Here is a 19,582-nt window from a genome sequence, read left to right on the forward strand (position 1 = left end):
AAGAATGCGGCGCGTGGGGTTTCCTGATACCGCGTGTGATGGTGCAAACACTATCGAATTTAGGCAAAATGAGACTTGCTTCAGCTATTTTTCGGCGCCGACTCGCGTATCGTTCTCCCGACACGCATATCGTTCTTATGTCGGTTGGCGGACATACTCGGGAGGTGTCGAATTTGGTGCCGTTGACATTGCGCGCCGACGCAGGCTTTTTCCAAAAAGATTTTGAATGAACAATATTCCTCTCGCGTCGACGATGGCGCCGAAGATATTTCGATTTTCCGACATCGATGCATTTCGAAGTTCGGTGCGACATCTCAGTGTGGACTTCACGCCGCTTGTGCGAAAAATCTCGGCTGAGCAAATCATCCTGAACCTGGCGGGGTGTGACGTGAATTACACCAAGTCATTCCCGCGGATCACCGACGCGCAGCTTGCCCCGAATTGCACCGCCATTGGATTTACGATGGATGACGGGACGCCCATCCGTTTCAATGGTGTTGAAAGAGACCGTTCGGTCATAGTGATCGGAAGCAATGGAGCTGCCTTTAGTCAGGTCGAACGCACGCCAAGGCAGTACGCATCGTTCGTCTTTACGCCGGAGATCGAGGGGCGGGGTTGGCCTCAGGCCGGCCCCAACTTCAAGATATTTGAGACCAGCGTTTCCGCGCAACTTTCGCTGCGTGAACTCACATTGCAGGTGTTGTCCGTCTCATCGGGGTTTGTCGATACCTCGGACGTGCCCGCAGCCTCGGCTGCAATCCGGGAGTCCCTGCTGGCTGCTGTCGACAACGCATTCGCTGAGATGGTGACCACGCCGTGGGCCACGCGCGCGAATTCCGCCCGGCACTTCAAAGTCTTCAGAGATGTCCAGGCCGTATTGGCGGGCGATATTGCCCACCCGGTCTACAGCGGCGATCTGGCAAAGCAGGTTGGCGTTTCAGTGCGCACCATGCACGACGCGGTTAAGCGCTACCGGGGAATGAGCCTGCATCGGTACCTGCGGCTGAGGCGGCTATGGCTGGTTCGGCAACGGCTTCTGGCCGGCACTCATAGCGTTAAGGCCTGCGCGCTGGCGTTTGGCTTTTGGCACCTGAGCGATTTCTCCAGGAGCTATCGTTCCCAATTCGGCGAGTCCCCGTCGGAGACCCTCGCAAGATCGCGTGGGGTGTGACGGATCACGCGATCCAATGTTGGGTCGCGACGGCCATCGATTCGATGATCCGTTCGAACGGGACTGGCTGCTCGGGCTTTTGAGGCAGGAGCGCTTAGGCGCTTAGGCGCCTATGCGCCCTTTTCGCACTTCTTCAAGAAGCTGGTTTTGGCAGCGCCCGAAAGCGGCTTGCCGTCCGAACCGACGGCTTTGGTCTCGCAGCTATCGGCCATGCATTTCTTCATGAAGGATGCCTTCGCGGCGCCGGCCAGCGCTTTCCCGTCCTTGCCGACGGCCTTGCTCTCGCAGCTTTCCTGCGCGAACGCCGAGCCGGCGGCGAAGGTGGCAAGAATTGCAACTAAAAATAGACGTTTGAACATGAGGCTCTCCCAATCAGGACACGGTCGGATTGGATCGCGGATTCTTCAAGTGATCAAGTTCCCAAGCTTGATTTCCTTGATAAAGTGATCGGCATGGACTGTCCGCTCCCGGCCTTGGCGGACCAAAAACACGCGCCTGGCGCGGAAGAAACGTGGGGATGCAACGAATGGATTTCGAGACGCTGGTACAGACGCGCCGAAGCGTACGTGGCTTCAAGAAGAAGCCCGTGCCGCGCGCCGTCATCGAGGAGATTATCGAAGTCGCCAAGCGCGCGCCGTCCTCGATGAACACCCAGCCCTGGCATGTCCACGTCCTGACGGGCGAGCCGCTGGAGCGGGTCCGCCAGCGCAATGTGGAAGAGATGGTCGCCGGCGCCAAGCCCAAGCGCGATATCATCAGCCACGGCGAGTATCAGGGCGTTCACCGCGGGCGGCAGGTCGATGTCGCCAAAAAGCTGTTCGGCGCCATGGGCATCGCGCGCGACGACAAGCCGATGCGGCAGGATTGGGTGTTGCGGGGTTTTCGGCAATTCGATGCGCCGGTTTCGGTGGTCTTGAGCTATGACCGGATCCTCGATCCGGGCGCGGTGTGCCACTTCGATCTCGGCGCGCTCTGCTACGGCATCGTGCTGGCGGCGTGGGACCGGGGCCTTGGCAGTGTTATCAACGGCCAGGGCATCATGCGATCGGATATCGTGCGCGAGGTGGCCGGCATCCCCGAGGACGAGGCCATCATGACCTGTGTGGCGATGGGATATCCGGATGACAGTTTTCCGGCTAATTCGGTCCGGTCCGATCGCGAATCGAACGGTGATTTCGTGCGCTATGTCGGGTTCCATGACTAGGCGCGGGCGGCGCGTTAACCATGGGGACGGACGGCCGCCTTAGCCGTTTGTCTCGATTATGCCTCAGTTATGGCCCTGATATTGTATCCGGCCTTTCGATGAATCCCTGCGGGGTGGGCGCTCCAACGGGTGGAACCGGGGAATCGATGACGTCAGTCAGGACGACAGCTGATCGGCTATCGTTGCATCGCCGCTTCTCGTGGTCGGAAACGACCGCGCTGGCGTTGGCTGCGGTCGCTCTGGCGCTGGGCGCGGCCGCCTGGATCGCCGATTCCGCCAACACGGCCATTCTCCCCACCGCGGCGCTGCCGGCAAACGCCGGCCTGCCGTCGTTTGACGATCGTTTCCAGCAGGCGTCCACGCCCGAATCGCCCGCCGGCAACTTTGCCTCACGCACCCTCGACCAGTCGGCGCTTTCGGCCGCCGAGATCAGGCTTCGTGAAGCCAGGGGGCTGCTCACCCAGCAGTTGCAGACCCAGGGCTGGCGGTCCGCCGCGCTCGAGGATGCGCCCGGACCCAAGGTCGAGGAATCCAGGCCCGCGGCCTCGTCCGGGATTCCGCTGCCAAAATCCCGCCCGGCCGAGGCAAACCTCGACACGCGGGCAGGGGCGGCGGCGTTCGCCCAGGCCGACACCACGGCCCAGCCTGACCGGCGCACCCTGCTGCAAAAGCTGTCCGACCTGATCCCGGGACGCATCAGGCTGGCCTCGCTCGCCCCGGACGGCGGATTGTTCCACGACGGACCGGATCTCGGGGCGCTCGGCTACGACGGGCAGACTGCGGTTTACGATATCTCGGCGCATGCCGTTTACATGCCGAACGGTTCGAAACTGGAGGCCCATTCGGGAATGGGCAGCCTGATGGACGACCCGCAACACGTTCATGAGGTCAACATCGGCGCGACACCGCCGGCGGTCTATGATCTGAAGCCGCGCGAGCGGCTGTTCCACGGCGTCCGGGCGCTGCGCATGATTCCCGTCGACAGCAACGCGACGCTCGGCCGTTCCGGGCTGCTGGCGCACAGCTACATGCTCGGCCCCAACGGCGATTCCAACGGCTGCGTGTCGTTCAAGGACTACGATCGCTTCCTGCAGGCGTATAACAATGGCGAGGTTACGCGTCTCGTCGTCGTGCCAAGTCTTGGCGATGCGGCTTCGCGACGTTCGACCTCGCAGTCATGATGGCTTTGTTGCAAAAGCGAGCGATGACGAAGAATTTCGATTTCCTCGTTTAGAACCAAGTCATGACAGATGTATCGAAGTCCGAAACGCCGCTGCGAGCCACCTTCAAGATCAAGCTGAACGGAGCAACGATTTCGATCGCGACCGTTGGCCAGGCCTATCAATTCATCACCAATCTCAGTTCGATCGAGTGGATCGAGTTCAAGTCGTTGCACGACGACGCCATCAGCGCGCTTCAAGGGGCGGCCGGCAATGCGATGTTGACCGTGCAGGCGACCAACGCGCTGCGCGCGCTGTTCGTTCGCTCGAAACTGCTCTGAAAACCGGACCGTTCGACGCGACGCACCTGCTGCGCCTCCGGTTTCGCCAGACGAAACTTCGGCGCGGTTCGAGCTGACCGGTGCGCTTTCTGCTGTTCATGCAAATTGGAAATGCGCTACTGCTTTGAACCATCCGTGGCGCGTGAGGATCGACTTGATGAGCACCGATGAAGAAACGGAAATGATCCGCGAGACGGTGGCGCGGTTTGTGGATCGGGAACTGATTCCTCTGGAGCCTCATTACCTGAAGTCCAAGCTGCCCGGCAGCGACCATCCCGAATTGACCGCGGAGCAGAAGCAGCGGCTGCGCACGGTCTCGAAGGATCTTGGATTGTGGGGCCTCGACGCGCCCGAAGATCTCGGCGGCCACGACCTGCCGACGCGCACGATGGCGGCCGTGCACGAAGAACTCGGCCGCACCTGCGTGCCCTTTGTGTTGCCGCCCGACTCGCCGAACCTGCGCATGCTGCAGGCCGTCGGCACCGAGGTGCAAAAGAAGAAATATCTGCAACCCTATATCGAAGGACGGATGACGTCGGCGATCGCGATCTCCGAGCCGGGCGCCGGCGGCGATCCCGCCGCGATGAAGACGCGGGCGGTGCTCGACGGCGCGCAATGGGTTTTGAACGGCCGGAAGATCTGGATCAGCAACGCCCGCGCGGCCGATTTCATCATCGTGATGGCCCGCGTCGGCAGCGACGCGCGGCAGGGCGGCATCTCGTCTTTCATCGTCGAGAAGGGCACGCCCGGATTCATCATCGAGCGCGAAATCCCGATGCTCGGCGGCGGCTCGACCTACGAGATCGTGTTTGAAGACTGCCGCATCCCGGTCGATTCCGTGCTCGGGGAAGTCGGCAAGGGCTACGCGCCGATGCAGTTGCGGCTGCGTACCCGCAGGCTTGAAATGGGATCGACCTGCATCGGCATCGCGCGGCGCGCCAGCGACATGATGTGCGAGCACGCGAGGCAGCGCGAGACGTTCGGCGTCAAGCTGGCCGAACGCCAGGCGATCCAGTGGTGGATCGCCGATATCGCGACGCGCATGCATGCGTGCCGGCTGATGGTGCGCGACGCCGCGGAAAAGACCGATCGCGGCGAAGACGTCAGGCATGAGGCCTCGATGATCAAGGTGTTCGCGACCGAGATGGCCTATGACGCCTGCGACCACGCCATGCAGACGCTCGGCGCACTCGGCATGACGCTGGAATTGCCGCTCCACGCGCTGTGGCAGAAGGCGCGGCTGATGCGGATGTATGAGGGGCCGAGCGAAGTCCATCGCCAGTCCATCGCCCGCCGGGTGCTGGGGCTTCACGGATAGTCGTGATGTTGATTTGCCGTCAGCACAAGTTGCATCGCGGGCGGATTACGCCGCCCTGACCTCGGCGAGGAAGCGGTTGACCTGGCCGGTGAGATCCTTCGATTGCGACGATAGCTGTTCCGCGGCTCCCAGCACCTGACTGGCGGCGGCGCCGGTGTCGTCGGCGGCGCGCTGGACGCCGGAGATGTTGGCGTTGACCTCCTGGGTCCCGCGCGCGGCTTCCTGGACGCTGCGGGAAATCTCCTTGGTCGCCGAGCCCTGCTCCTCGATTGCGGACGCGATCGCAATCCCGATCTGATCGATCTCGGCGATCACCTCGGCCACGTTGCCGATCGCGGTCACGGTCTGGTCGCTCGCGGCCTGAATCGCCGCGATCTGTTCGGAGATTTCGGTGGTGGCTTTGGCGGTCTGGCCGGCCAGCGATTTCACCTCGGAAGCGACGACGGCAAAGCCCCGTCCGGCATCGCCGGCGCGCGCGGCCTCGATGGTCGCGTTCAGCGCCAGCAGATTGGTCTGCGCCGCAATGTTCTGGATCAGGGTCACGACATCGCCGATCTTCTGCGCGCCTTCGGCCAGCGAACGCGCGGTATCGCCGGTGCGCCGTGCGTTCTCGACCGCACGCGCGGCGATCTCGGTGGATTGCGCGACCTGGCGGCCGATCTCCGATATCGAGGACGTCAATTCCTCGGTGGCGCTGGCGACCGTCTGCACGTTGGTCGAGGTCTGTTCGGATGCCGCGGCGACGACGGCGGCCTGGCGGTTGGTGTCGGATGCCGTCGACGACATCGACTGCGCGGTGTCTTCCATCACGGCGGAAGCCGACGACAATCCGCCGACGAGTTCGCTGACCTTGGTCTCGAACGCGCGGGTGAGATCGTCGAGCACGCGGGCGCGCCGCATCTTGATTTCGTTCTCGGCTTCCTTTTCCGCGGCGAGGCGATCCGCCTTGATCATGTTATCCTTGAACACCTGGACGGCGGACGCCATCGCGCCGATCTCGTCGCCGCGGCCGGCGCCCTCGATTTCGCTGGCGAGGTCGCCGCTGGCGAGGCTCGACATCCTGGCCGTGAGGTCGACGATCGGCTTGCAGACGCGGCGACGCACCATCATTACGAGGGCGGCGCTGGCTGCCGCGACCGCGATCAGCCCTGCGAGCGCGATCAGGAAACTGAAGCGCGCGGCGGAATAGCCGGTGCCGAGGATCTGCTCGGCGTTGTCATAGAACGCGTCGCGCACCTCGATGATCGCCCCGAGGCCGCGTTGCGACTCCACAAAATAGGTGTCGAGATCGTGCTCATATTTGCCGCTGACGGCGCCGTCCTTCACCAGTTTCAACTCTTTGCCGAAACGCTCGACATAGTCCTCGTTCATCTTGCCCAGTGCAGTCGCCACATTGGCCGGCGTTGAGGCATTGCCGCGCAATTCCTGCAGCGACATCAGGATCTGGTCGTTGCGGCCCTGCGAGCGGCTGATATCCATCTTCTCGGCCTCGGTCGCTGCGCGCTGGGCGCCGACGAGGTTCTTGTGCAGGCTGGCGTTGAGGCCGCCGACGTCGCGCAAGGTCCAGGCGATGTTGGCGTAGTTCGCCTGCCGGTAGGCGTCGCCATCGAGCAGGGCGATCTTGCGGACCTGCCCGTCGAGCAGCGTGGTCACGGCAGTGTTGAAGACCGCGTTCTCGGAGACGATCTTCCTGGCGGCATCCTTGCGGGTATCGGCCGGACCGTCGATCGCCTTGTCGATCGACTCGCGCAGGGCAGCGAATTTGACGTTCAGGGCGTCGATGCCGGCCATCACGGCCGGGGCATCGTCGAACGCGCCGGGCAGGGTGCCCTTGACCTCGTTCATCTTGTCGCGCGCGCCATCGGTCTGCTTGCGGTATTTGTCGAGCTCGGCTCGCAACTTCGGATCCACGGCGGGCGGTCCCATCAGGATATTGGTGGCGAAGCCGCGTTCGGAATTGAGATAGCGCGGAATGTCGCCAACGGCGCGGACGATCTCCAGCCGGCGCTGGGCGACGGAAACGTGGTCCATCGTCTGGTATTTAGTGGCGGCGACATAGACCGCCAGGCCCCCGCCAACGGCGGCAAGCGAGGCGATGGCGGCGGTCAGGAGGGTACCGATTTTCATGGGGATTGGCCGTTCACGATGGGTGTGGGGCGAGTTGCCCACTATCGTAAATAGCCGGTGTTAATCTCGGGTTTACGCTTGCGGCGCGCGAGCACCTGCGCGGGTCCCGAAGGCCGTCAGGGTAGCGCAATCGAATAGACGAGCTGGCCGGTCCACCAGCCGATTTCAGCGTGTGCGGGTTTCTTCGACCGTACCGCGCGTCGCGGATTTATGCTGGGCGGGTGCGCCGGAACCGGAACCCAGCTCCTGGCATGGCAGCTCCATCCACGATCCATCGGCCGCCTGCTGGTAGGCGTGACAGGACGATGAGGTCGATTTGTCGTCGGTCTTCTGGGGCGTGGAATTCTTCGCCAGCACTGGCGCCGTCATCACAGCCAGGGCGGCCACCGAACCAACGAAGATCGCGCGTTTGATCCGCATGGGAGGTTTTCCTTCTCGAAACGAGCGCATTTCGTAAAAAGGATTTTGGCGATTTTTTCTGTTGGGATCAGCGTGCAACGATTTGATTAATTTTCGGTAGATCGATCGTAGCCCGGCGCCCTGCGAGCGGCCGGCCCTAACGGCGAAAACGCGCGATTGATCCGGCAATGATCTGCATGACCACGCCGATAACCCATCCCGCCATAATCATCCAGGTCCAGGCGATGTGTGGATCGTGACGAAGCACGATCACGCCCACCGACGAAAAAGCCGACGCCGCCGCCAGAAACGTGCCGACGGCGCTCAGGAATTCCGCGGTGTCGATCTTGCCGCCATCGCCGCGGTTTGCCGCCTGTTCATCGTGCGGATGAAAGGGCAGGGGTGGCGTATCGATTCCCAGGTAGAATCCGACGGCACCGCCCATCATCATGAGCAGCAGGAAAGCCTGCGTCGTCAGCGCGGCGACGCTGGTCCCGACCAGGGCTGCAACGAACAAGCCGCTGGCGGCGCCGGCCATGGCCAGCCCAAGGCGCTCCAGAACGTGGGCGAACTTCCTTACGCGAAAACGCATCGCGATGCTCCGCTGCGAGCCCGGGGAAGACTAGGACGATTGTTCGCTGGACGAAAGTCGGCCAAAGGCGGTACCCCCTGAAAACATGAGGCAAGGACAGCTTGTGGGGGATGGCCGCGCGGCGTATTGCGCCAGATCAAGATTGGCGGCTGATGACGCCGAGTCTATCATCACCGCGCGGCCTGATGCAGTGTGTGGATATCATGACCCATCGCATTCTCGTCCTCTACGGCTCCTATCGCTCCGACCGGATGGGCATCCGTCTCGCCCATTTCGTCGTCGAGGGCTTTCGTGCCCGGGGCGACGACGTCGAACTGATCGACGCCAAAGCGGTCGGCCTGCCGATGCTGGACCGGATGTACAAGGAATATCCGAAAGGCGCGGCGCCGGCGGCGTTGGAAAAACTCGCGGGCGAGATCCGCGGCGCCGACGGTTTTGTCTTCATCACCGGCGAATATAATTGGGGTGTCCAGCCGGGGCTGAAAAACCTCACCGATCATTTTCTGGAAGAATGGTTCTGGCGCCCCGCCGCCATCGCCAGCTATTCGGCCGGACGTTTCTCAGGCGCGCGGGCCGCGACCGCGTGGCATGGCACGCTCTCGGAAATGGGCATGGTGGTGATCTCGTCCACGATCGCGGTGGGGCCGATCGCGCAGACCCTCTCGGTGGAGGGTAGACCGAACGGCGAGGGCGGCAAGGCGCTGGAGCATGCGTTTCCCAGGTTTGCCGATGATTTGACGTGGTGGATGGAAGCCGCCAAGGCGCAGCGGGGGAGGAAGGCGCCGCCTTATTGACGGCGTGCCCTCAGGTGCCATGCCTCAGAACGCCCCGCTTTCGGCGCGGCCGAGGTGTTTTGCGTGCCATTTCGGGCCGGGCCCTCGCATGTAGTGAAGTTCAGGCCGGTAGGGATTACAGGCATTCCTGATCAGTCTGTGCCACCTCGTCACGAAGCCGTTCAAGCGCAAGCGGAGCCGTGTCGATGATTGCGCGATTGTCATGGCGTGCTCTCAATGCGGCTTGCCGAGCATGGAAACGAAAGGCACGGCGAAGATCTCGTCGCCGGAAGCATCGCTGACGTGCAGGACCCAACTGCGCCAGTCTTCCGTACTGGGCGTCATGATCAGCGACCGCACCACCAGGGCGGCGTGGTCACGCGCCTCGGCCAGATCGCCAATGGCAGCGCCGTATTGATCGATCATTACCCGTTCAGTGTTGGAGCAATGGAAATAGACCTGAGCCATGTTCCGCCTCCGAATCAAAGCGAGGAGCAGGCTCGAAAAATAGCAGCGGCAACGTCCGCGGGAAATTCCGATGGATTGCGTACGGGGTTTTACGGGGAACGTGGTCGCCGACCGCGCCGCGACCGACCGCTGCGCCTTACTCCAGGCCCTGGACCGGCGGCGCCGTGGTGGTGGTGGAAGCCGTTTTCGGAGGCGGTGGCACTTGCGCCGGCGTTGGCGCACTGGCCTGACTTCGCGGCGCCGACTGAGCGTCGGCACGCGACACCCGCGTCTCCTGCGCTGCGGGCTTCCGAGCCTGGCGGGCGGTGCCGGATCGTCTGAAGCCCCATGATCGCGCAATCGACGGCCCGGCCGTGTAACCGACGATCGCACCAGCGAGCGCGCCGACCGGCCCGAGTACCACGGCGCCAGACAATGCTCCGAGCGCGGCATCCCCGCCGCGTTCCTGCGCCATCGTTGCCGACGGAACCAGCAACAGCGCCAACGCCGCAATCGCGATTGTCCCTTTCATGCGAGTTCGCTCCATCCAGAGCCGCAGCAAAGCGAAAAAATGCGGCGGGAAGAGGTGGAATTGGTGGCATGCGGACCTGCAGCGACGGCCTTTTGCATCGAACGAACAAGTTCCCTGGTCCGCAGCGCGCGAGATTAAATGCGGACACAGGGGAACGAGCCCCCGGCTGGAGGGTTTGGAACAGGCTGCAGCGGAACCGGCTATTGCAGGCCCCTGCGGCTTTCGGGGGCGAGTCGACATCGGGAGAGCGACATGATGTCCGAGACGCAGATTCACGTGATCGCGCGGCAGATGGTCGAGCGGCACGGTTTCGAGGCGATCGCCCAGGCAGCCCAGATCGCCCAGGATTGCGAGCGCAAGGGCGACGCCGAGGACGCGCGAGAGTGGCGTCACATCGAAGACGCCATGAAGATGATGCGGGGACCGCATCAGAGCTGACAGCGGGCGGCTTGTGTCCGGCTCGACAACGCGTGCTAGCATGCGCGTCGTTTTGATCTCGGAGACCGTCCGACATGAGCCTCTTCAGCACGCCCTTCGATCCCGCGCGCGAGGCGGCGCTGGTGACCGGAGCCGGCAACGGCATCGGCCGCGCGATTGCGCAGGCGCTGGTCGGCGAGGGCGTGCGGACCGTGTTCGCCGATATCCGCGAAGACACGGTCATGGCCGCGATCAAAACCTCAGCCCGGCCGGAACTGGCGTTTCCCTTTGTCGGCGATCTCGCCAGCCGCGCCACCTGCGATGCGCTGCTTGCGCACGCACAGTCCGCGGTCGGGCAGGTAACGCACTTCGTTCACAGCGCCTCGCCGCCGCGGCGCGAGGCCGATCACCCCATGGCGGTGGACCGCGAGACATGGCAACAGATGCACGCGGTCAACCTCGACGCCGGCTTTCACCTCGCGCGCGAACTGGCGCGAACACTCATCGCGGCCAAAGCGCCCGGCTCGTTCCTGCTGCTGACCTCGCTGCACGCAGGCACGCCGCGCAACCTGCCGCATTACTCGACGGCGAAAGCGGCGATGGCGATGCTGGTGAAGGAGCTGGCCAAGACGTTTGGCCGCTATGGCATCCGCGTCAATGCGCTGGTGCCCGGCGCGATCGCGGCCGGCGGCTTCGTCGCCGATCCGTCGCTGGCAAAACACATCCCGCTCGGCCGTCTCGGCCAGGCCACGGATCTCGCGCCGATGGCGCTGGCGGTGTTGTCGAACCGGGTGTCGGCCTATGTCACGGGAGCTGCGATCGTCGTCGATGGCGGCCTGTCGCTGACCAACTGGTTTGATCCGCCGACGCTCGATGAACTGTGACCCAATCACCACACCCGAAAGGAATAGCGTTGGCGAAATTGTGGCCGCCGGGATCCGGCCACGTTGCCGCCCCGATTGGATTCGGACCATGACGGCATGTTGGTTTTCGGCTTGGGCTGGGGCGCGAGTTGGGGATACAACATGTGGTCCATCGGCTGTTCCGGTACTGCGTCCGTCGACTTCACGACAGGCCGTAAAATCATTCGGCTGCTTGCGCTTGCGCTGGCAGCGGCTTCACTGGCGGCGTGCGCGCAGTCCTCTGTGGTGAGCCAAAGGTCCGAACTTCACCCGACCAAGCAGGCGTCGCTGCAACACGTTCGAACGGCGTCGTCCGTAACGCACCGGCGTGTGGCGTCGGTGAGAAAGCATACCCCGTTCGCATCGCACCGGAATGCCGGCGACACCAAAGTGGCATCGCAGGGCGTTGCCAGCTTCTACACCGAGGGGACGCAGACCGCGAGCGGCGAAAAATTCGATACGCATGATTTGACCGCGGCGCATCCGACGTTGCCGTTCGGCACGAAATTGCGCGTGACCAACGTATCCACCGGCCGCTCGGTGACGGTGCGGGTCAACGACCGCGGTCCGTACGTTCACGGACGAATCGTCGACGTCTCCTATTCCGCGGCGGAGTCGCTCGGAATGGTTGGAAAGGGCGTTGCCAACGTCAAACTCGACGTTGTCCAATAGAGCGTTTTCGAGCGAAGTGGATACCGGTTCGCGTGAAGAAAACGCGTCCAAGCAAAAATCTATAGCTTCGGTTCTGATTGAATCAGAACCGAAGCTATAGCGACCATCCCCGCGTGGGGGATGGCGCGCCGATCAAGCTTCCTTCTTGGGCGTGTACTGGCCCACCACGCACTTGTACCGTTGCAGCGTCCACTCATGGTACGGGCCCTTGGCGAGCCAATCGGCGATGCCGATCTGCGCGTTGACCGTACAGGCCGCCATGGTGATTCCCGACTGATCGCTGTTGGTGACGACTTTCTCGAGGCAAAGCTGGCCGTTGCAGAGAACGGCGACAAGAGTAACGAGCATGGTGTCCTTCGCTGATAAGGAATTCCCCGGTCGGTTACATCTATGCAGACTTCGTGCCACGATTCGGGCCCGCCAGGCTCTCCGTAGTGTTCCGGTGGCGACGACCAGGACGTTCGGGGGAGCAGGGAACTTTCATCTTCCGCGCGCCACGCCTGGCTGACGCACGCGCCGGTTTCGCACGTCGGTCGCTGCGGTCGCGATTGCCGCGATGGTCCCGGCCGGGTTGACGGCAATCCTGTCCTTTACACTTGTATCGCTATTTCTGCCGGGCACCTTGTCCGGAGGTGTTATTACGTTTCGCTGGTGCGCCTTACGAATTTTGATCTACCCGTCGGACAGATATTGCCTCTCTCCGCGAAGAGCGGGGCAAGGGGAAGACTCCGACGGGCATAGTGAAATATTTTCCGCAAGAGGGCTGGACTGGATTTTGGTGATTTTCCCGTCGGGAAAATCGCGGCGTCTCTTTGCCGGTCGATGGCGAGGCGAATTGCACTGTGGTGGTCCGCGATCGCGGTAAATTCTTCCAGCGCGCGGCGTGACGCCGGTTGGGGTCACGTTTATATGATATGTATCATTCCATTGAATGTCGGTGGGGCAATTCTATGTGTCCAGAACGAACGCACACGACAATCCGCGCAAGCGGGTTGGTGCGGTTCGCAACGCTCACGAATTGATCAACTCAGAAGGGGAATCGACGATGACCAGGTTCAAGCTTTTCGGCGTAGCTGCCGTTCTTTCGGTCGCGATGGCGGCGCCGGTGATGGCGCAACAGGCGGTTCAGGAGCCCGGCGAACAGGCATTCTACCAGAGCCTGGGTGTTGGCTCCAGAAACAGCGGGAGCGCGAACGCCATGGCATCTGTCGGCGGCGTCAAACTATCCGTCGCGCCGGCGAGGCACCGCGCGCACGCATCGAGGCATGACGTCAGCGCACGGCGACAATAAGCGAGCTGCGACGGCCCGTCGGGTGCAATGAGATTGGATCGGGGGCGGAGCGCTGGCGCCGTCCCGTAATCCCCTGCGCAACGGGATCCGAACAGGCTGCTTCAACCAATCAGGTTCTACCGCACCGGCAGCGGCGGGCGCACTACCGGGTTGCCGTCGCTCTCAACCGTTGCCTGCGCTTCAGGCACCGGCTGCGGCGCGACCGGCGCCGCGGCGGCCGGCGGCAATGGCGGAGGCGGCAGATAGGGCGCGGCTGAAGCTGTGGGCCTCGGCTTGCGGGGTAACCCGATGGCCGGCCGCAGCGGCGCTGCCATCTTGGGCGCGGCTATCCGGGGGCGCACGCTCGGCTCGGGAGCCCTGACCTCCGACGCTTTCATTTCGGATGCCTTGTCAGATGCCTTGGCGAGGTCGCGCGACATCTGCTCCTGGCCGGCCCTGAGTTGCTCGACGCTGGCCTTGAGCTGCTCGATCTGTTGCGCCATCGACGCCAGCGACTGCGCCTGATCGGGCGCGGGGGCGTTCGGCGCGACGGCTTCCGCGGACTGGGCCGGAGCGGCTGGTGGCGCGGGTACTGCCACTGGCGCGGGCGTCGCTTCCGGCGCGGTGGCCTGAACCGCCTGAACGTCGGTCGCATCCGTTTGCTCAGCTGGCGCTGCACTAGCCGACGACGACGACGCAACGAAACTTGTCGCAACGAAACCTGGCGTCCAGTTTGCGATCATCGCCTTGGCCGTATCGCCGTAGTGCCGCCACGCTTCCGCGGCGGCGGCGCTGCCAAGCGCGAACAGGAAGACGAACAATACGCGCGACAGCTTTTTGCCCTTCGACGACCGGCCGCCCGGGGCGCGGATATGGTCATCCGCGCGAAACGTCGCGTCGAGCGACGGCGCGACGGCAGCGCCGGTCGGCCGCGGGTGAATCTGCGGCTCCGCGGCACGGCTCATTGCGCCTGGCGCGAGCGTCGAAAAATCCGGCTCCGCTCGCGCGGCCAGAACGACGCCGGGTGCGATCTCGAGCACGTCGTGCGGATCGTTGACTCGTTCGAGTTCCTTCAGCAAGGGATGCATGGGCGCTCCGTACTCGGTCCAAAGTCGTCCGCATAAACCGGACCGCGGACTAACTGTTACGTCGACGAACCTCTGGCCTGCCCCACAACTACAGCCGGGTTTGACCAAAGCAAGGCGAAGGGATGGAGAGGTTGCGGCCATCCATAGCAAGGGAACCGGAACCGCCGACGGATGGCAGCACCCATCCCCCGCCGCCCAGCGCGCGCGACGACGGCGCTGCGCTGCTTCGGCACCAAATTGTCACGCTCTAGGCGAATTGCGGCCAAAGCGCGCTGGCAACACGCGACAGGTGCAAGGGACGGACAGGGGAATAGCTTGGCCTACAGGATGATCGCAGAACGCGAGAACGAATCGCTCAATATCGAAAGACAGAGCTCCCTGATCATTGTTGCCAAGGCGCGGATTTTCGCCAGCGAAGGCTGGCAGGTCGTCATCACCGACGCGGACGGCAAATCCTATGCGCCTCCGGAGTTCGATCAGTTGTTGCCGGCCCGATCGCTGTTGGGGCAGAGCCTCCGCTGATAGCCTGAAATAGATTCATCAGCAGTCAGCGCCGGGCTTGGCCGTCCGAAGGCCGGAATCGTTTCCCGGTCGTGACGAACCAAAGCCGCTATCGGACAGCGGCGGATCACGCTTTGCCCGCTTCCATCTTCTGTCTCAGGCTCAACGGGCGCATATCGGTCCACAGCTCCTCGATGTACTGAAGGCACTCCGGCTTCGTGCCGGTCTTTCCTGCCGACTTCCAGCCCGCAGGAAGCGCCTTTCCGGCAGGCCAGATCGAATACTGCTCTTCATGATTGACCACCACCATGTACATCCTGTCGTCGTCCGGGTCTTCCATGGCTCAGGCTCCGCTATTAGGATGCCGCACCTTTGACCTCCTTAAGGTAGCAAGCAAGCACATTCACCAACCGGTCTGTGTCGGAGGCAACAAGCAAACGCTGGGAGACTGACGCCATGGCCTTTTCATTCTACGACGCCACCGTCGCCAACTATCTGGAGATCCTCGGCGCGGTCGGCGGTCTGCTCGAGAAGAGCCTGACGCATTTCCACGACAAGGGCATCGACCCGGCCGACGTCGTCGAGACGCGGCTTGCGCCCGACATGATGCCGTTCCGTTTCCAGATCGTCTCGGTCGCGCATCATTCGCGCGGCGCCATGGCGGCGGCGAAGAACGGCGTGTTCGTCCCGCCGTCGGGCAGGCCGGATCTCGATTTTGCAGCGCTGCAGTCGCTGGTGACGGAGGCGCGCGACGAACTCTCGGGCCTGACGTCCGACGCGGTCAACGCGCTGGTCGGCCGCGATGTCACCTTCAAGATCGGCGAACGCACGCTGCCGTTCACGGCGGAAGGTTTTTTGATGTCGTTCTCGCTGCCGAACTTCTTTTTCCATGCCACCACCGCTTACGATATCCTTCGCCACAAGGGCGCGCCGCTTGGGAAACGCGATTTCATGGGCCGGTTGAAACTGAAGACGTAAAGGCGTTGGAACGGGCAGGAGAGAGGCGTGGTTACCCGGCTCACGACAAGGCAAAAGCCGCACTCGATAGGCCCTGATGTGGTTCGCGCCATCATCAGGGTGTCGGTTGCGCTTGCGTTGACGTGTGGCGGCGGCGCGAGCGCGACGGCTACGGATGATCTCTATCGTGCGCAGACCATCGTGACCGGCCAGGGCGAGGCCAATCGCATCATCGGCTTCGCCGCCGCTCTGGAGGATGTTCTGATCAAGGTCTCCGGCGCTCAAAAACTTGCGGGCAGCGGTCGATTGGCCGCGTACAAATCGAACGCGAAAGATTTCGTCAGGGCGTTCAGCTATCACGATCAGATGTCGGGCACGCCGACCCGCGACGAACAGGGTACCCGCGATCGGCCCTACGACCTGACCGTCGACTTTGAGGAGACGAAGATCGACGAACTTCTTCATGTGATCGGCCTCAAGCCGTGGCGTTCGCACCGCCCGGTCCTTGCCGCCTTTGTCGAAATGCAACTGGGGGCCAAGGATTACATGATTACGTCGGACGCAGACCAGTCGGCCCTGCAGCGTGAATCGCTGCTCGCGGCCGCGGCCCGGCGGGGGATGAGTGTCGTGCTGCCCAGCGCGGCTGCATTGGCGAAAGCGGGCATCACGCGCACCGAGCCGGGAACGACGACGTCCCGGGCATGGGGTCCGGTGGTGGCCGGGCAGGGCGGGGAAGTGGCGCTGGTCGGACGGCTGGTCTGGGACGACCGGGAACTCGGATGGGCCACGCAATGGCGGATCGACTGGCATGGCCGGACGCACCGCTGGCGGGTTCGCGGCACCAATTTTGACGAGGCGTTTCGGCGCGGCATCGGCGGCGCCGCGCAGGTACTCTCAGGCAATGGCGATCCGGCGTAGCCGCGCATCCCACCGGCTTTGCTGAATCGGCAATAGCGGATGACACTGTCGTATCCGCTTTGCCTTCTTTGATGTAACCTTGTCGCATGAGCGAAACCGAGAACCTGTTTGTTGCCCTGCGTCAGTCGGCGGACGGGGTCGTTGTCGACATGCTCGAGCGTATGGTGCGGGATGCCCCGGATCATGCCTTGAACAAAATGAACGCGCTTGATCTCGCGGCCACGGCTGATGTCGGCGAGGAGCAGGTGATCGCGGCACTCCTGCATGCGGTGGGGCTCGGCATATTGGAGATGACGTGGAGCGTCATGTGCCCGAGCTGCGCCGGTGTTCTCTCCGCCAATAAAAGCCTGAAGACCCTGGACAGGGCGCAGTATAATTGCGCCTTCTGCGCCGCGGGCTATGAGACGACGCTCGACAATCTGGTCGAGGTGACTTTTACGGTAAGCCCGCGCGTGCGCAAGATCGCGGCCCATAATCCCGACGAATTGCCCGCGGCCGAATATTATCGCCAGGTGTTCTGGAGTTCGGCCATCGATCTGCCAGATGATATCGATATGGAGAAGCTGCTGGACGAGATCACGCTCGAAATTGTCGACTTGCCGCCCGGCGAACGCGCCATCCTTTCCCTGCAGGCGCCGGCGGGCACGTTGATCGTGTTCGATCCCGTGACGCATACGGCCCAGTTCCTTGATGTCGGCGGCGAGGAGGCGGCCGAGCGCCAGAACCTGTCCGTGATCTTCAACAAGCTCCAGGTTCCCGTCGACACCGTTGCCTTGCGCCCCGGGCCGCTGCGGCTGGCCCTGGAAAATCGCACCGAGAGCCGCGTGTTGCCGGCCGTATGGGTGGCGAACCAGGCGCTGGACGACTTGCTGAAGCAACGCAAGCCCATTCTCACGGCCAAGCGTCTCCTCACCAATCAGACGTTTCGCGACATCTACCGGACCGACACGCTCGCCATCGGCCAGCGCCTCAAGATCTTGAGCCTGACATTCCTGTTCAGCGATCTCAAAGGCTCCACCGAGCTCTATGAGCGGGTCGGCGACCTCACCGCCTTCGATCTCGTCAATGAGCATTTCAGGCTGCTGCAGGAGATTATCGCGTCCGAACGGGGGGCCATCGTGAAAACCATTGGCGATGCCGTCATGGCGACCTTCGAGACGCCTGACCGCGCCATCGCCGCTGCGATCCGCATGCGCGAAGCGATGAGCGATCTCGGCGCCGAGCGTCAGCATCAGAGCCTGAGCCTGAAGATGGGCATCCATGAAGGATCGTGCCTTGCGGTCATACTCAATGCCCAGCAGGACTATTTTGGCCAGACGGTGAATATCGCCTCGCGCGTCCAGGGCCTTGCCGCCTCGCGTTCGATCGTGGTGACGGAACAGGTGGTGGAAAACGCGCAGGCCCGGACCTTGCTCGAGACCCAAGGGCTAAAGGCAACACCCAGACGCGTGGCGTTGAGCGGCATCGCGGGCAAGGTGTCGGTCTACGAGATATCCTGAATACCGCGGTGGATTTTTCGGAGGAGAAAGCCATGAACAAGCCCGTGCCAGTCAACCCGCCCGAACTTCGCTCGACCTTCGTCGCGGCGTCGTCGATGCCCTGGCAGCGAACCGAGTTCGACGGAATAGAGATGAAAATCCTGTACCGGGACGACGAAGGGCGCTCGACCATCCTGTTCAGGATGGCACCCGGCGCGGTCGTGCCATTGCACGAGCACACGGCGCTCGAACAGACCTTTATGCTCGAGGGATCGCTGGAAGATTCGGAAGGGATCTGTGGCGCGGGTGACTTCGTGTGGCGGCCGGGCGGCAACATCCATGTCGCGCATGCGCCCAACGGCGCGACGTTCATCTCCGTATTCAATCGCCCGAACCGCTTTTTCGATGGAACCAAATTTTTCACTTCCACCGAGGAACGTAGCTAGCCCTACGAAATGACGGCGACGGCGTCGAACCGGCGCTTCGGGTGAACGAGCTGCTCGGCGCTCTCGACGATTCGCATTTCCTCGGTACCGCGCGCCGCGGTGCGCTCCAGCACGGCGAAGATCGCCGACGCGGCGTGGCCCAGCGCATCCGGCGTATCTTTTCCCTGAACGCGCGCGGCCACCAGCAGCGCGGCAAACAGGTCGCCGGTTCCGTTCGGGCTGATCGGGAGTTTTGGTGTGCGCACGCGCCAGGCGTTTAACCCTTGTTTGGATTGTTCGATCGCAACGATCTCGATCTCGTCGTCCGGGGTTTCCACAAGTTCGGCGCTGGTGACGACGATGGTCGATGGACCACGCGCCATCAGGGCGTGCGCCGCTTCGATCATTTGATTGATCGTCGTGGCCTTCGCCCCGCACAACCATTCGAACTCGAAATGATTGGGGGTGATGATATCGGCCAGCCGGCACAGCCGGTCGCGCACCAGCGGCGGGATGTCTTGCTGCACGAACAGGCCGCGGTCGCGATCGCCGAGCACGGGATCGCAGCAATAGAGCAAAGCCGGGTTGCGGGCCCTGGCGCGCGCGACGAAGTCGGCGACCTCGGCGCCGATCTCGGGCGAGCCGAGATAGCCGGACAGGATCATTTTGCACGCGTCGACCGCGCCGCGCTCCTCGATCCCGCGCAGGAGATCGGCGACCAGGGGCGCGTCGAGCACCCGGCCGCGGATGGTCGGGTAACCCGGCCGGTTGCTCAAGAGGGTGGTCGGCACAGCGATCACGTCGATGCCGTGCATCTGCAGCGGAAACACTGCAGCGCTGTTGCCGACGTGGCCGAAAGCGACCTGCGACTGAATCGAAATCACGCTCAT

At 63.1% G+C, this 19,582-nt stretch carries 26 protein-coding genes; 15 read left to right on the plus strand and 11 right to left on the minus strand.

Features of this window, described 5'->3' with window-relative positions:
• Nucleotides 1-226 precede the first annotated feature (226 nt).
• Nucleotides 227-1,171, plus strand: a complete 945-nt coding sequence (locus tag NL528_RS20610) for a helix-turn-helix domain-containing protein (RefSeq protein WP_309184489.1) — start codon at nt 227-229, stop codon at nt 1,169-1,171.
• 110 nt (nt 1,172-1,281) lie between these two features.
• On the opposite strand, the gene NL528_RS20615 is transcribed toward NL528_RS20610, so the two are convergent.
• Entirely contained in the window at nt 1,282-1,530 is a 249-nt protein-coding gene (locus tag NL528_RS20615; RefSeq protein WP_309184490.1) for a hypothetical protein, read from the minus strand.
• Nucleotides 1,531-1,697: 167 nt separating this feature from the next.
• Here NL528_RS20615 and NL528_RS20620 point away from each other — a divergent pair, with 167 nt between their 5' ends.
• The 4 genes from NL528_RS20620 to NL528_RS20635 all read left to right on the plus strand — a co-directional run bounded on the left by NL528_RS20620 (nt 1,698) and on the right by NL528_RS20635 (nt 5,194).
• Nucleotides 1,698-2,375: a nitroreductase gene (locus NL528_RS20620; protein WP_309184491.1), complete on the plus strand. Its 678-nt coding sequence runs from the start codon at nt 1,698-1,700 to the stop codon at nt 2,373-2,375.
• Nucleotides 2,376-2,521: 146 nt separating this feature from the next.
• Nucleotides 2,522-3,556: a DUF2778 domain-containing protein gene (locus tag NL528_RS20625; RefSeq protein WP_309184492.1), complete on the plus strand. Its 1,035-nt coding sequence runs from the start codon at nt 2,522-2,524 to the stop codon at nt 3,554-3,556.
• 62 nt (nt 3,557-3,618) lie between these two features.
• Nucleotides 3,619-3,876, plus strand: coding sequence for a hypothetical protein (locus NL528_RS20630; RefSeq protein WP_309184493.1), 258 nt, complete (start codon nt 3,619-3,621; stop codon nt 3,874-3,876).
• A 157-nt stretch (nt 3,877-4,033) separates the two neighbouring features.
• The gene (locus tag NL528_RS20635) at nt 4,034-5,194 is read left to right on the plus strand and encodes an acyl-CoA dehydrogenase family protein (RefSeq protein ID WP_309184494.1); all 1,161 of its coding nucleotides are present in this window, start codon (nt 4,034-4,036) and stop codon (nt 5,192-5,194) included.
• A 45-nt stretch (nt 5,195-5,239) separates the two neighbouring features.
• On the opposite strand, the gene NL528_RS20640 is transcribed toward NL528_RS20635, so the two are convergent.
• From NL528_RS20640 to NL528_RS20650, 3 genes are all read right to left on the minus strand, one after another.
• On the minus strand, nt 5,240-7,321 hold the full coding sequence (locus NL528_RS20640; protein ID WP_309184495.1) for a HAMP domain-containing methyl-accepting chemotaxis protein: 2,082 nt from the start codon (nt 7,319-7,321) through the stop codon (nt 5,240-5,242).
• A gap of 165 nt (nt 7,322-7,486) precedes the next feature.
• Entirely contained in the window at nt 7,487-7,741 is a 255-nt protein-coding gene (locus NL528_RS20645; RefSeq protein ID WP_309184496.1) for a hypothetical protein, read from the minus strand.
• A gap of 136 nt (nt 7,742-7,877) precedes the next feature.
• Nucleotides 7,878-8,312, minus strand: a complete 435-nt coding sequence (locus tag NL528_RS20650) for a hypothetical protein (protein WP_309184497.1) — start codon at nt 8,310-8,312, stop codon at nt 7,878-7,880.
• A gap of 203 nt (nt 8,313-8,515) precedes the next feature.
• Here NL528_RS20650 and NL528_RS20655 point away from each other — a divergent pair, with 203 nt between their 5' ends.
• Complete coding sequence (locus NL528_RS20655; RefSeq protein WP_309184498.1) at nt 8,516-9,106, plus strand: NAD(P)H-dependent oxidoreductase; 591 nt, start codon at nt 8,516-8,518, stop codon at nt 9,104-9,106.
• 24 nt (nt 9,107-9,130) lie between these two features.
• On the opposite strand, the gene NL528_RS47130 is transcribed toward NL528_RS20655, so the two are convergent.
• The 3 genes from NL528_RS47130 to NL528_RS20665 all read right to left on the minus strand — a co-directional run bounded on the left by NL528_RS47130 (nt 9,131) and on the right by NL528_RS20665 (nt 10,064).
• Entirely contained in the window at nt 9,131-9,310 is a 180-nt protein-coding gene (locus NL528_RS47130; RefSeq protein WP_074277306.1) for a hypothetical protein, read from the minus strand.
• 9 nt (nt 9,311-9,319) lie between these two features.
• Nucleotides 9,320-9,553: a DUF6894 family protein gene (locus NL528_RS20660; protein WP_309184499.1), complete on the minus strand. Its 234-nt coding sequence runs from the start codon at nt 9,551-9,553 to the stop codon at nt 9,320-9,322.
• Nucleotides 9,554-9,689: 136 nt separating this feature from the next.
• A complete protein-coding gene (locus NL528_RS20665; protein WP_309184500.1) occupies nt 9,690-10,064 on the minus strand; it encodes a DNA-directed RNA polymerase subunit N in 375 nt (124 codons plus the stop codon).
• 252 nt (nt 10,065-10,316) lie between these two features.
• Here NL528_RS20665 and NL528_RS20670 point away from each other — a divergent pair, with 252 nt between their 5' ends.
• The 3 genes from NL528_RS20670 (at nt 10,317) to NL528_RS47135 (ending at nt 12,055) form a co-directional block, all read left to right on the plus strand.
• The gene (locus tag NL528_RS20670) at nt 10,317-10,502 is read left to right on the plus strand and encodes a hypothetical protein (protein WP_309184501.1); all 186 of its coding nucleotides are present in this window, start codon (nt 10,317-10,319) and stop codon (nt 10,500-10,502) included.
• A 74-nt stretch (nt 10,503-10,576) separates the two neighbouring features.
• Nucleotides 10,577-11,365: an SDR family oxidoreductase gene (locus NL528_RS20675; protein ID WP_309184502.1), complete on the plus strand. Its 789-nt coding sequence runs from the start codon at nt 10,577-10,579 to the stop codon at nt 11,363-11,365.
• Between the two features lie 141 nt (nt 11,366-11,506).
• The gene (locus NL528_RS47135) at nt 11,507-12,055 is read left to right on the plus strand and encodes a septal ring lytic transglycosylase RlpA family protein (protein WP_375144065.1); all 549 of its coding nucleotides are present in this window, start codon (nt 11,507-11,509) and stop codon (nt 12,053-12,055) included.
• A 132-nt stretch (nt 12,056-12,187) separates the two neighbouring features.
• Here NL528_RS47135 and NL528_RS20685 read toward each other — a convergent pair whose 3' ends face one another.
• Nucleotides 12,188-12,403 carry a hypothetical protein gene (locus NL528_RS20685; RefSeq protein ID WP_309184504.1) on the minus strand — a complete coding sequence of 72 codons (216 nt, stop codon included), beginning with the start codon at nt 12,401-12,403 and terminating at the stop codon, nt 12,188-12,190.
• 697 nt (nt 12,404-13,100) lie between these two features.
• Here NL528_RS20685 and NL528_RS20690 point away from each other — a divergent pair.
• A complete protein-coding gene (locus NL528_RS20690; RefSeq protein ID WP_309184505.1) occupies nt 13,101-13,346 on the plus strand; it encodes a hypothetical protein in 246 nt (81 codons plus the stop codon).
• 116 nt (nt 13,347-13,462) lie between these two features.
• Here NL528_RS20690 and NL528_RS20695 read toward each other — a convergent pair whose 3' ends face one another.
• A complete protein-coding gene (locus NL528_RS20695; RefSeq protein ID WP_309184506.1) occupies nt 13,463-14,413 on the minus strand; it encodes a hypothetical protein in 951 nt (316 codons plus the stop codon).
• A 315-nt stretch (nt 14,414-14,728) separates the two neighbouring features.
• Here NL528_RS20695 and NL528_RS20700 point away from each other — a divergent pair, with 315 nt between their 5' ends.
• Entirely contained in the window at nt 14,729-14,935 is a 207-nt protein-coding gene (locus NL528_RS20700) for a hypothetical protein (protein ID WP_309184507.1), read from the plus strand.
• 106 nt (nt 14,936-15,041) lie between these two features.
• On the opposite strand, the gene NL528_RS20705 is transcribed toward NL528_RS20700, so the two are convergent.
• Nucleotides 15,042-15,254 carry an MbtH family NRPS accessory protein gene (locus NL528_RS20705; RefSeq protein ID WP_309184508.1) on the minus strand — a complete coding sequence of 71 codons (213 nt, stop codon included), beginning with the start codon at nt 15,252-15,254 and terminating at the stop codon, nt 15,042-15,044.
• Nucleotides 15,255-15,370: 116 nt separating this feature from the next.
• Between NL528_RS20705 and NL528_RS20710 the strand changes: the two genes are divergently transcribed.
• From NL528_RS20710 to NL528_RS20725, 4 genes are all read left to right on the plus strand, one after another.
• Nucleotides 15,371-15,892 (plus strand): DUF1993 domain-containing protein, encoded by a 522-nt coding sequence (locus tag NL528_RS20710; protein WP_309184509.1) that lies wholly within the window; start codon nt 15,371-15,373, stop codon nt 15,890-15,892.
• Nucleotides 15,893-16,072: 180 nt separating this feature from the next.
• Nucleotides 16,073-16,789 carry a DUF2066 domain-containing protein gene (locus NL528_RS20715; RefSeq protein WP_309184510.1) on the plus strand — a complete coding sequence of 239 codons (717 nt, stop codon included), beginning with the start codon at nt 16,073-16,075 and terminating at the stop codon, nt 16,787-16,789.
• 86 nt (nt 16,790-16,875) lie between these two features.
• On the plus strand, nt 16,876-18,288 hold the full coding sequence (locus tag NL528_RS20720) for an adenylate/guanylate cyclase domain-containing protein (protein WP_309184511.1): 1,413 nt from the start codon (nt 16,876-16,878) through the stop codon (nt 18,286-18,288).
• Between the two features lie 32 nt (nt 18,289-18,320).
• Nucleotides 18,321-18,713, plus strand: a complete 393-nt coding sequence (locus NL528_RS20725) for a cupin domain-containing protein (protein ID WP_309184512.1) — start codon at nt 18,321-18,323, stop codon at nt 18,711-18,713.
• 2 nt (nt 18,714-18,715) lie between these two features.
• Here the strand turns inward: NL528_RS20725 and pdxY are convergent, their stop codons facing one another.
• Entirely contained in the window at nt 18,716-19,582 is an 867-nt protein-coding gene (pdxY, locus tag NL528_RS20730) for a pyridoxal kinase PdxY (RefSeq protein WP_309184513.1), read from the minus strand.

It is taken from the genome of Bradyrhizobium sp. Ash2021 (genome assembly GCF_031202265.1).
GTDB lineage: Bacteria > Pseudomonadota > Alphaproteobacteria > Rhizobiales > Xanthobacteraceae > Bradyrhizobium.

Excerpts from the sequence above, each read along its gene's own strand:
- NL528_RS20610 (WP_309184489.1), top strand. The coding sequence starts at position 227 with ATGAACAATATTCCTCTCGCGTCGACGATGGCGCCGAAGATATTTCGA.
- NL528_RS20615 (WP_309184490.1), bottom strand. The coding sequence starts at position 1,530 with ATGTTCAAACGTCTATTTTTAGTTGCAATTCTTGCCACCTTCGCCGCC.
- NL528_RS20620 (WP_309184491.1), top strand. The coding sequence starts at position 1,698 with ATGGATTTCGAGACGCTGGTACAGACGCGCCGAAGCGTACGTGGCTTC.
- NL528_RS20625 (WP_309184492.1), top strand. The coding sequence starts at position 2,522 with ATGACGTCAGTCAGGACGACAGCTGATCGGCTATCGTTGCATCGCCGC.
- NL528_RS20630 (WP_309184493.1), top strand. The coding sequence starts at position 3,619 with ATGACAGATGTATCGAAGTCCGAAACGCCGCTGCGAGCCACCTTCAAG.
- NL528_RS20635 (WP_309184494.1), top strand. The coding sequence starts at position 4,034 with ATGAGCACCGATGAAGAAACGGAAATGATCCGCGAGACGGTGGCGCGG.
- NL528_RS20640 (WP_309184495.1), bottom strand. The coding sequence starts at position 7,321 with ATGAAAATCGGTACCCTCCTGACCGCCGCCATCGCCTCGCTTGCCGCC.
- NL528_RS20645 (WP_309184496.1), bottom strand. The coding sequence starts at position 7,741 with ATGCGGATCAAACGCGCGATCTTCGTTGGTTCGGTGGCCGCCCTGGCT.
- NL528_RS20650 (WP_309184497.1), bottom strand. The coding sequence starts at position 8,312 with ATGCGTTTTCGCGTAAGGAAGTTCGCCCACGTTCTGGAGCGCCTTGGG.
- NL528_RS20655 (WP_309184498.1), top strand. The coding sequence starts at position 8,516 with ATGACCCATCGCATTCTCGTCCTCTACGGCTCCTATCGCTCCGACCGG.
- NL528_RS47130 (WP_074277306.1), bottom strand. The coding sequence starts at position 9,310 with ATGACAATCGCGCAATCATCGACACGGCTCCGCTTGCGCTTGAACGGC.
- NL528_RS20660 (WP_309184499.1), bottom strand. The coding sequence starts at position 9,553 with ATGGCTCAGGTCTATTTCCATTGCTCCAACACTGAACGGGTAATGATC.
- NL528_RS20665 (WP_309184500.1), bottom strand. The coding sequence starts at position 10,064 with ATGAAAGGGACAATCGCGATTGCGGCGTTGGCGCTGTTGCTGGTTCCG.
- NL528_RS20670 (WP_309184501.1), top strand. The coding sequence starts at position 10,317 with ATGATGTCCGAGACGCAGATTCACGTGATCGCGCGGCAGATGGTCGAG.
- NL528_RS20675 (WP_309184502.1), top strand. The coding sequence starts at position 10,577 with ATGAGCCTCTTCAGCACGCCCTTCGATCCCGCGCGCGAGGCGGCGCTG.
- NL528_RS47135 (WP_375144065.1), top strand. The coding sequence starts at position 11,507 with ATGTGGTCCATCGGCTGTTCCGGTACTGCGTCCGTCGACTTCACGACA.
- NL528_RS20685 (WP_309184504.1), bottom strand. The coding sequence starts at position 12,403 with ATGCTCGTTACTCTTGTCGCCGTTCTCTGCAACGGCCAGCTTTGCCTC.
- NL528_RS20690 (WP_309184505.1), top strand. The coding sequence starts at position 13,101 with ATGACCAGGTTCAAGCTTTTCGGCGTAGCTGCCGTTCTTTCGGTCGCG.
- NL528_RS20695 (WP_309184506.1), bottom strand. The coding sequence starts at position 14,413 with ATGCATCCCTTGCTGAAGGAACTCGAACGAGTCAACGATCCGCACGAC.
- NL528_RS20705 (WP_309184508.1), bottom strand. The coding sequence starts at position 15,254 with ATGGAAGACCCGGACGACGACAGGATGTACATGGTGGTGGTCAATCAT.
- NL528_RS20710 (WP_309184509.1), top strand. The coding sequence starts at position 15,371 with ATGGCCTTTTCATTCTACGACGCCACCGTCGCCAACTATCTGGAGATC.
- NL528_RS20720 (WP_309184511.1), top strand. The coding sequence starts at position 16,876 with ATGAGCGAAACCGAGAACCTGTTTGTTGCCCTGCGTCAGTCGGCGGAC.
- NL528_RS20725 (WP_309184512.1), top strand. The coding sequence starts at position 18,321 with ATGAACAAGCCCGTGCCAGTCAACCCGCCCGAACTTCGCTCGACCTTC.
- pdxY (WP_309184513.1), bottom strand. The coding sequence starts at position 19,582 with ATGAGCGTGATTTCGATTCAGTCGCAGGTCGCTTTCGGCCACGTCGGC.